Raw genomic sequence first — 7,220 nt, 5'->3', positions numbered from 1 at the left:
CGCTCACCCCGCCCACCCCCGCACACACAGAAGGGCCCCACACGCGCAGCGTGCGGGGCCCTTCCGTCAGGCGGACTTAGAAGTCCATGCCACCCGTCGGGTCGCCAGCCGGAGCAGCAGGGGTGCGCTCGGGCTTCTCGGCGACGACGACCTCGGTGGTCAGGAACAGACCGGCGATCGACGCAGCGTTCTGCAGCGCCGAACGCGTGACCTTGGCGGGGTCGATGATGCCGGCGGCGATCAGGTCGACGTACTCGCCGGTCGCGGCGTTGAGGCCCCAACCCGACTCGAGCTCGCGGACCTTGGCGGCGACGACGCCCGGCTCGAGACCGGCGTTCAGCGCGATCTGCTTGAGCGGCGCGTCGATGGCCACGCGGACGATGTTCGCACCGGTCGCCTCGTCACCCTCGAGCTCGAGGGCCTCGAGTGCGACGGCACCGGCCTGGATGAGGGCGACGCCACCACCGGCGACGATGCCCTCTTCGACGGCAGCCTTCGCGTTGCGGACGGCGTCCTCGATGCGGTGCTTGCGCTCCTTGAGCTCGACCTCGGTCGCGGCACCCGCCTTGATGACGGCGACGCCACCGGCGAGCTTCGCGAGGCGCTCCTGGAGCTTCTCGCGGTCGTAGTCGGAGTCGGTCGCCTCGATCTCGGCACGGATCTGGCGGACACGGCCGGCGATCTGCTCGGCGTCGCCGGCACCCTCGACGATCGTGGTCTCGTCCTTGGTGATGACGACCTTGCGGGCACGACCGAGCAGGTCGAGCGTCGCGTTCTCGAGCTTGAGGCCGACCTCTTCCGAGATGACCTGGCCACCGGTGAGGATCGCGATGTCCTGCAGCATGGCCTTGCGGCGGTCGCCGAAGCCCGGGGCCTTGACGGCGACGGACTTGAAGATGCCGCGGATCTTGTTCACGACGAGCGTGGCCAGGGCCTCGCCGTCGACGTCCTCGGCGATGATCAGGAGCTGCTTACCCGCCTGGATCACCTTGTCGACGACCGGCAGGAGGTCCTTGATGTTCGAGATCTTCGAGTTGACGATCAGGATGTAGGCGTCCTCGAAGACGGCTTCCTGACGCTCGGGGTCGGTGACGAAGTACTGCGACAGGTAGCCCTTGTCGAAGCGCATGCCCTCGGTGAGCTCGAGCTCGGTGCCGAAGGTGTTCGACTCCTCGACGGTGACGACGCCTTCCTTGCCGACCTTGTCGATGGCCTCGGCGATGAGCGCGCCGATGGTCGGGTCAGCGGCCGAGATCGACGCGGTCGCGGCGATCTGGTCCTTGGTCTCGATGTCCTTCGCGTTGGCGAGGAGCTGGTCGGAGACGGCGGCGACGGCCTTCTCGATGCCGCGCTTGAGCGACACGGGGTCGGCACCGGCGGCGACGTTGCGCAGGCCTTCGCGGACGAGCGCCTGGGCGAGGACGGTCGCGGTGGTCGTTCCGTCACCGGCGACGTCGTCGGTCTTCTTGGCGACCTCCTTGACGAGCTCCGCACCGATCTTCTCGTACGGGTCGTCGAGCTCGATTTCCTTGGCGATGGAGACACCGTCGTTCGTGATCGTGGGGGCGCCCCACTTCTTCTCGAGGACGACGTTGCGGCCGCGCGGGCCGAGCGTCACCTTCACGGCGTCGGCCAGCTGGTTCAGGCCGCGCTCGAGGCCACGGCGGGCCTCCTCGTCGAAAGCAATGATCTTAGCCATGTGGTTTTTCGTCCCTCCCGGACGTCGTCTTGGGGGTCGTGCTGGCACTCAGCGTGAGCGAGTGCCAACGCCGATTCTGGCACTCGCCGGGTGTGAGTGCAACACAGTCGGGAGGCTCGTGACGACTTCCCAGGACACGTCGCGTCCGGTGGACCCCGCACCACCGCCGCGGTCACGCTCCCAGCACCGGTCACCGTCCCCGCACACGACGAACGCGCCGCCCCTGACGGGACGGCGCGTTCTGGAAGTGGTGCTGCTCAGGCGGGGCGGACGGACTCTGCCTGCGGGCCCTTCGACCCGGTGCCGACGTCGAAGACGACGGCCTGGCCCTCCTCGAGGACCTTGTAACCCGACATGTCGATGGCCGAGTAGTGCACGAACACGTCCTGGCCCCCTCCATCCACGGTGATGAAGCCGAAGCCCTTTTCAGCGTTGAACCACTTCACGGTTCCGTTGGCCATGATCTCTTGCTCCCTGGTACTGCAGTGCGGAACGACGTGATCGTCGTCTGCATGGGACTCTGACCGAACCCGTCCGATCAGGCAAGAGGTGTGACGTTGTTTCACGTCGATTCCGTCAGAAATCAACGTGCTCGAAACACGGCCGTCACACAATGCGCGGAAAACGCGGCGCGACGGCCCGCAGAACGACCGATCAGCCGGTGTAGTCGGCGCCGAGGACGACGCTCACGTCGGCGTTCGGGAACGCCGCCGACTGCTGCACGGCCGTGACGCCGAGCTGCTTCGCGATGCCCTGTGCGACCGCCGCCTGCGACGCCTGCTGGTAGTAGACGATCGTCGACGTGGAGCCCGTCGTGCCGGCATCACCGGTGGAGGCGACCTGCCAGCCGGCGCCGGTCAGCGCCGCGCTCGCTCGGCTGGCGAGGCCCGTGGTGGTCGTGCCGTTCAGGACGACGACGGTGGTGGTGCCCTGCTGCGCCGGCGTCGCGGCCGCAGCGCTGCCCGACCCCGACCCAGCCGAGCCGGAACCGGCGGACGAGGACGCGGACGGCTTGGACGTCGCCGAGGGTTTCGCGGTGGCGGACGCCGACGTGGAGGCCGAGGGGGAATCCGAGCTGTTGAAGGAGTAGCTGCCGTTCAGCAGCGCGAGGACGAGCACCCCGATGCCGACGAGCACGCCGGTGGCGAGCGCCGCCCAGGCGAAGGCGATCCAGCCACGGCCGCGACGCTGGGCACCGCGGTGCGCACCGACCCGCGGGCCGTCGGCGACGTCGTCGAACCGGTCTCGGGGGAATCTCGTGCTCATCGTTCCTCTTCACGTCCTTCGGGAGCCGCACCGGGCGCGACGAAGCTGCGCGTCGCCCGGGCGCTGGTGCGCGCGTGACGGAGCCGCTGCAGCCGGCTGACGAGCTGCGGGTCGTACGCGAGTGCCGCGGGCGAGTCGATAACGCGATTCAGCACCTGGTAGTAGCGCGCCGCCGACATCTCGAACTCGACCCGGATCTCCGCTTCCTTCGTGCGGTCGTGCCGTGCCCGGTCCTGCTCGAACGACAGCACGCGCTGGGCGAGCTCGCTGAGCTGCTCAGTGCTGCGTTCGTCGGTGGGGCTGGTCACGGCGGTTCCGATCACGGTCGGGTAACGGGTCTCGCACATCGTAGGGGTGGAGTCGATCCGGACCCTGGCACGGCGCTGGACTGTCGCGAACACCGGTCACAGGTTCGGCGCGCGGAACCAGCGCACACGCCGACCGAACGGGTCGGAGACGGCCACCGCGACCCCGTCGAGCGAGACCGTCGCGAACGAGTCCGGATCCGCCGCGTCGACGTCGTCGGGCAGCGTCGCCGCCACCCCGCGCAGGATCCCGGTGCGTTCGAGGGCGATCCAGTGCACGCCTCGCGCACGGATCCGGTCCACGAACCGCTGCCGCTCCGCGCCCGGCACGTAGACCAGGGTCCCGGTGGTCAGGACGACCGGTTCGACGTCGTCCGGCAGGGCGTCCAGTGCACGGTCGAGGTCGCCGGGCAGCGCGCCCCGGATCCGGACTGGAGGCACGGTGAGCGTCGCGGACGCCGCCGCGCGCATCAGGGCGGTCCGGTCCGACGCCTCGGGCGGGACGGCCTTGACCAGCCGGTCGAACGCACCGGGGACCGACAGGTCGATCGGGTTCGGGTCGAGGGCCACCCGGGCGCCGACCCTGATCGGGACGGTCGCGGGAGTGGGAACGGCCCCGGTTGCGTCCGCGACGAGCCGGACCGAGGGCTCGGCGACCGCCGTGTGCATCCGGAGGACTGCGGCCCCGGAACCGACGCGGTAGTCCAGGGTCACCCGGTCCGGGATCGAGCACAGCCCGGCGGCGGCCCCGGCGTCGACCAGGCCGAGCGGACGCGCGGACCGTTCGGCGAGCGCCGCGAACAGCGGAACGACCGGGGCGAGCCGCTGCGGGTCGTTGGCCTGCACCGTGGCGGAGGCGAGGGCCGTGACCAGCGCAGGGCGGGCCTCCAGGCCGAGCGCGCGCAGCGCACCCGGGTCCGACGGGTCCGCGCCCAGCTGCCGCGCGACCGCGAAGAACAGTTCCGGCTGCCGCTGCTGCTCGGGGACCTCGGCGAGGAGCGCGACCAGGGAGTCGTCGAGCGACCGTGCCCAGGCCGCGTACGACGGCGAGACCGCCTGGATGCGGTCGGCGTACGCGTCGAACCGGGCGCGGGTGTCCATCAGCGTCCGGGCCGGTGCATGCCGACGTGTCGGATGCCTGCCTCGTCGTACGGCTCCCCGAACCGCACGAAGCCGTACCGCTCGTACAGGGCGGCGACGTACTCCTGGGCATGGAGGACGAACGGGTCGTGTCCGTGTTCGTCGAGGACGGCGGCGACGAGCCGGCCGGCGATCCCCTGTCCACGGTGCCCGGGGTCGGTCGCGACCCGGCCGATCACCCACGCCGGCGACGCTGCGCCGTCGGGGTGGACCTCGTCGACTGCCGGGCGGATGAGCCGCAGGTACCCAACCGCATCGGTGTCCGTGCCGAACCACCAGTGCTCGGTGTCGGGCTCGCGGTCACGGCCGTCGAAGTCCTCGGCGGTGACCCGCTGCTCGAGCGCGAACACGCGGTTGCGCAGGACCACGATGCCGTACAGTTCGTCCGTCGTCAGACGGGTCCAGCGGGCGTGGTGCACGGAATGCTCGGACATCGTGGCGAGTTTAGTGAAGTGGTCGGGAGTGCCCGGAAGAGCCCGGCCGGAAGCAGGAGGAACCAATGGCATACAACGTCGACAAGTCCGACGCCCAGTGGCGCGAGGAGCTCTCCCCGGACCAGTACGCCGTCCTCCGCCAGGCGGGGACCGAACGACCGTGGACCGGTGAATTCCTCGACGAGGAGCGCGCCGGCGTCTACACCTGTGCGGCCTGCAACGCGGAGCTGTTCAAGAGCGGCACGAAGTTCGACTCCGGCTGCGGCTGGCCGTCGTTCTACGAGTCGGTGAACCCGGACGCCGTGCAGCTCATCGAGGACAACTCCCTCGGCATGGCCCGCACCGAGGTCCGTTGTGCGAACTGCGGTTCGCACCTGGGCCACGTGTTCCCGGACGGGTTCGGCACCCCCACGGGTGACCGGTACTGCATGAACTCGATCTCGCTGAACTTCTCGGAGAAGTCGGGCGAGTGAGCCCCGGACGCCCTCACCGGTAGGATGAGCGGCGTCAGCCGGCATGGCGCAATTGGTAGCGCACCGTACTTGTAATACGGGGGTTGCGGGTTCAAGTCCCGCTGCCGGCCCCATATACTGCATGCGCAGGCCGCGGCTCGTTCGCCGCCCGCACCGCCTTCAGCCCCGCCTCGAGCGGGGCTGTCGTGCGTCCGGCCGGTGGTGCCGGTCGACCAGTCTCAGGGCCAGACGCCGGGCTGGTACGCGCACCGTTCGATGTCGTCGACGAGCGCGGCGAGGACACGCGCTTGCCGCGGATCCCGTTCCTCCACCGTCCGCGAGCGCACCCAGACGAACGCCAGGAGATCGGCGACCTGCAGCATGCGTGAGTGGTGACTCGGCGCGAAGTGAACGGTGTCGAGCAACCGTTCGAGCCGGGTCTGCATGTACGTTCCGGGAGTCCCGTAGGCCTGGCGCCGCGACGATCTCGTGCATGCGGTGCGTGAGCCAGCGGGTCTGTGCCGCGTCCGCCATCACGGCGCCGAAGCCGTAGAGGTCCGGCTTGAAGGATTCGTCGACGAAGCAGAGCAGCACGGTGGAATACTGCCGTACAGAAGGTGTGGAGGGGGTGCGACGCACTGCCCTTGATGAAGCGATGCCCCGGGCGAAGTCTCGCCCGGGGCATCGGCACACGGAACGCGGATCAGGGGGCGTTCCGGGCGCTGGACGCGGTAACCAGCCGGTCGTGCGACGAGGATGACACCTCACCGACCCGCGCGTCCACACCCTGACCCCACATCCGCGGAAATCCGCACGATGTGCACGAACGGGCAGGGGTCCTGTCCGCTCAGCGTCCGCCGGTGATCTTCCGCTCCCGCTGCGCGACGCCGGCCGTGCCGTAGGGGTAGTCGTCGATGCGGGGAGCGCTGGCGTCGGTCAGCCGGTCGAGCTCGTCGTCGGTGAGCACCAGGTCCGCGGCACCGAGGTTGTCCTCGAGCTGCGACAGGGTGCGGACGCCGAGGATCACGCTCGTGACCGCGGGACGGGCCAGCAGCCAGGCGAGCGCGACCTGCGACTTCGACGCGTCGTGGGCGTCGGCCACCTCGGAGACGGCGTCGAGCACCTCCCACGTGCGCTCGTCACCGTTGCGGGCTTCCCAGGCCTCCATGCCGCGCTGCGGGTTCTCGCCCAGGCGGGTCGCGCCGGTCGGGGCCTCGTCGCGCTGGTACTTGCCGGAGAGCCAGCCGCCGGCCAGCGGCGACCAGGGCAGCAGGCCGATGCCGGCGTCGAGGCAGGCGGGCACGACCTCGTGCTCGATGTCGCGGACGAGCAGGTTGTACTGCGGCTGCAGGGTGACGGGCGGTGCCCAGCCGTGCGCCTTCGCCTCGTAGACGGCCTTGGTGACCTGGTATCCGAGGTAGTTCGAGAACCCGTAGGAGCCGATCTTCCCGGCGGACACGGCGTCGTCGAGGAACCGCAGGGTCTCGTCGATGGGGGTCAGGGCGTCCCACGCGTGCATCTGGTACAGGTCGATGTGGTCGACGCCGAGCCGCTCGAGCGAGGCGTCGAGGGCCACGCGCAGGTGTCGTCGGGACAGGCCGAGGTCGTTCGGGCCGTCGCCCTGCGGGAACCGGCCCTTGGTGGCGAGAACGACCTGTGCGGCCTCGGTGGGGTGTGCTGCGAGCCAGCGGCCGATGATCCGCTCGGACTCGTTGCCGGAGTAGACGTCCGCCGTGTCGACGAGCGTGCCACCGGCGGCCACGAAGGCGTCGAGGATGGCGTGTGAGGTGGGTTCGTCGGCTTCGCTGCCGAACGTCATGGTGCCGAGGGTCAGCGTCGACACCGATGTCCCGCTGTTGCCGAGGAGTCTGTAGTCCATGGCGGGGACGGTACGCCCGGTGCCGTCCGACCGAGGGGACCCACG

8 protein-coding genes, 1 tRNA gene and 1 pseudogene are annotated in these 7,220 nt (G+C 70.0%); 2 read left to right on the top strand and 8 right to left on the bottom strand.

Features of this window, described 5'->3' with window-relative positions; translation table 11 throughout:
• Positions 1–76: 76 nt before the first annotated feature.
• From groL to DEJ09_RS15425, 6 genes are all read right to left on the bottom strand, one after another.
• The gene (gene groL, locus DEJ09_RS15450) at positions 77–1,699 is read right to left on the bottom strand and encodes a chaperonin GroEL (RefSeq protein ID WP_017888048.1); all 1,623 of its coding nucleotides are present in this window, start codon (positions 1,697–1,699) and stop codon (positions 77–79) included.
• 257 nt (positions 1,700–1,956) lie between these two features.
• Positions 1,957–2,160, bottom strand: a complete 204-nt coding sequence (locus DEJ09_RS15445) for a cold-shock protein (RefSeq protein ID WP_017888049.1) — start codon at positions 2,158–2,160, stop codon at positions 1,957–1,959.
• A gap of 193 nt (positions 2,161–2,353) precedes the next feature.
• Entirely contained in the window at positions 2,354–2,965 is a 612-nt protein-coding gene (locus DEJ09_RS15440) for a LytR C-terminal domain-containing protein (protein ID WP_071404071.1), read from the bottom strand.
• Positions 2,962–3,273, bottom strand: coding sequence for a DUF3263 domain-containing protein (locus DEJ09_RS15435; RefSeq protein ID WP_241660403.1), 312 nt, complete (start codon positions 3,271–3,273; stop codon positions 2,962–2,964). Before DEJ09_RS15435 ends, DEJ09_RS15440 begins: the two co-directional genes overlap by 4 nt.
• A 96-nt stretch (positions 3,274–3,369) precedes the next feature.
• Positions 3,370–4,371, bottom strand: a complete 1,002-nt coding sequence (locus DEJ09_RS15430) for a DUF2332 family protein (RefSeq protein ID WP_111089151.1) — start codon at positions 4,369–4,371, stop codon at positions 3,370–3,372.
• Positions 4,371–4,844, bottom strand: a complete 474-nt coding sequence (locus DEJ09_RS15425) for a GNAT family N-acetyltransferase (RefSeq protein WP_181433380.1) — start codon at positions 4,842–4,844, stop codon at positions 4,371–4,373. Before DEJ09_RS15425 ends, DEJ09_RS15430 begins: the two co-directional genes overlap by 1 nt.
• Positions 4,845–4,909: 65 nt before the next feature.
• On the opposite strand from DEJ09_RS15425, the gene msrB reads away from it, so the two are divergent.
• Positions 4,910–5,317: a peptide-methionine (R)-S-oxide reductase MsrB gene (msrB, locus tag DEJ09_RS15420; RefSeq protein ID WP_111089150.1), complete on the top strand. Its 408-nt coding sequence runs from the start codon at positions 4,910–4,912 to the stop codon at positions 5,315–5,317.
• 37 nt (positions 5,318–5,354) lie between these two features.
• Positions 5,355–5,430: transfer RNA gene (locus DEJ09_RS15415), tRNA-Thr, on the top strand.
• Positions 5,431–5,535: 105 nt separating this feature from the next.
• Here DEJ09_RS15415 and DEJ09_RS15410 read toward each other — a convergent pair.
• Positions 5,536–5,745 (bottom strand): annotated as a pseudogene (locus DEJ09_RS15410) (DUF3800 domain-containing protein); the annotation flags it as partial.
• 398 nt (positions 5,746–6,143) lie between these two features.
• Positions 6,144–7,175, bottom strand: coding sequence for an aldo/keto reductase (locus DEJ09_RS15405; protein WP_110863108.1), 1,032 nt, complete (start codon positions 7,173–7,175; stop codon positions 6,144–6,146).
• Positions 7,176–7,220 lie beyond the last annotated feature (45 nt).

It is taken from the genome of Curtobacterium sp. MCLR17_055 (assembly GCF_003234305.1).
In the GTDB taxonomy this organism is placed as follows: domain Bacteria; phylum Actinomycetota; class Actinomycetes; order Actinomycetales; family Microbacteriaceae; genus Curtobacterium; species Curtobacterium flaccumfaciens.
The sequence above is the reverse complement of the archived record's forward strand: the minus strand, read 5'-3'. Positions and strand labels throughout refer to the sequence as shown.

Bases quoted from the DNA above. Each gene is read 5' to 3' on its own strand.
- groL (WP_017888048.1), bottom strand. From the start codon at position 1,699: ATGGCTAAGATCATTGCTTTCGACGAGGAGGCCCGCCGTGGCCTCGAG.
- DEJ09_RS15445 (WP_017888049.1), bottom strand. From the start codon at position 2,160: ATGGCCAACGGAACCGTGAAGTGGTTCAACGCTGAAAAGGGCTTCGGC.
- DEJ09_RS15440 (WP_071404071.1), bottom strand. From the start codon at position 2,965: ATGAGCACGAGATTCCCCCGAGACCGGTTCGACGACGTCGCCGACGGC.
- DEJ09_RS15430 (WP_111089151.1), bottom strand. From the start codon at position 4,371: ATGGACACCCGCGCCCGGTTCGACGCGTACGCCGACCGCATCCAGGCG.
- DEJ09_RS15425 (WP_181433380.1), bottom strand. From the start codon at position 4,844: ATGTCCGAGCATTCCGTGCACCACGCCCGCTGGACCCGTCTGACGACG.
- msrB (WP_111089150.1), top strand. From the start codon at position 4,910: ATGGCATACAACGTCGACAAGTCCGACGCCCAGTGGCGCGAGGAGCTC.
- DEJ09_RS15405 (WP_110863108.1), bottom strand. From the start codon at position 7,175: ATGGACTACAGACTCCTCGGCAACAGCGGGACATCGGTGTCGACGCTG.